Origin of the sequence: Microcoleus pseudofavosus SVA1_A4 (genome assembly GCF_036700565.1) — a bacterium.
Taxonomy (GTDB): domain Bacteria; phylum Cyanobacteriota; class Cyanobacteriia; order Cyanobacteriales; family Microcoleaceae; genus Microcoleus.
Window position 1 is genome coordinate 1 of the sequence record NZ_JAUBPE010000189.1, and the last position, 1322, is coordinate 1322.

1 protein-coding gene is annotated in these 1322 nt (G+C 41.5%); it reads right to left on the reverse strand.

Annotated features, from left to right (window positions below; genetic code table 11):
* Positions 1-767 (reverse strand): reverse transcriptase N-terminal domain-containing protein (locus QUA02_RS33400; RefSeq protein ID WP_333034018.1); only part of this gene is annotated, 767 nt, incomplete at its 3' end.
* Positions 768-1322 lie beyond the last annotated feature (555 nt).

The window sequence follows — 1322 nt, forward strand, 5'->3', positions numbered from 1 at the left end:
GATGAAGGAAATTCTCCTCTGACTCCGGCTTTTATTGCCCTAAATACCCCTTGTTTTGCTGCCTTTGGTAGTTGGACTGATTGCATTAAGAATTTGTGGTCAATCTTGTCGAAACATTTTTCAATATCCAATTCCAAAATTCTTTTTTCTAACCCATTACTGCTAGAGTTTAGATTATTGAATAATTGTCTCTGGATATCATGGCAGCTTCGGCTAGGTCTAAACCCATAAGAATGAGCGTTGAACGTAGCTTCTGCTGCGGGTTCCAAGGCATATTTGATGAGACATTGATATGCTCTGTCGCTAATGGTCGGGATTCCTAGTCCTCTTTTAGTTCCGTCTACTTTGGGTATGTACACTCGCTTTAGAGGCTGATGTTTCCATTGCTTCCAGTTCTTAACTAACACTTCAAATAGTGCCAGTCTTTGTGAGGGTTCGAGGGCTTTCTTTCCGTCCACCCCTGCGGTTTTCCGTCCAGTATTTAACTGTGTCACTTGCCGAATAGCAAGCAATTTCGCTGCTCTGGAGCTTAATAAAAGTTTCTGAAGCTTACGCACTAGGAGCACGTTACCGTTCTTTTGAGCCTTGAATATTCTCACTTGTAGGCGAAACACAATTTTCCGCAGCTTGCGCCAAGGAATTGATTTCCATTTATCAACTGGATTTAACTCCGTTGCCATAACATTCTCTACGCCTGAATGAACATTTTCTATGTAAACCGTACCCAGTTTTCCAAGAGTCCTTATTTCTTGAATTTTTGAGTACATCTTACCAACTCTACCCGCTAACCCTTATTTAAGGAGTCCACAATTTGAAAAGTTAATCTTCTAAAATTGAAGGTTGAAAGAGCAGTTTTATTCGTTCCTCTGCTGAGTTATTTTGTAGTTTTAGGTTCTCTCATTTCGCCCACGATTTCCCAGAATTGCATTTATCCAGTTCAAAATAATGCGGGTATTTTCACACTTGAAGTGTTATGTTGTGTCGTTGTTCGACCTTGATTTCGGTCGTTCACGCTCAGACGCTTTTTCCGAGAGTTCAACTAATGTTTAACCTTGACTACTTACCTATACGAGTTGCTCCCATCTCAGGTTTGTTATTCTCGTTCTGTCCCCAGCTTCATTTTTAGAGTTTGTTCTCTATCCATGTGGGCAGTTTTGGCATCACGCCATTCCTAGCGGGTAAGACTTGTCAAATTTGAGTTTGACGCACTCACACTCAACTGAAGTTACCTTTACTATCTTTTAGGGCTTGCACCCAAGGCGGCGTAAAGGCTCTAATCCCCTAACCCATACAGGCTAGTTTCATAGAAACGAACCGCACGA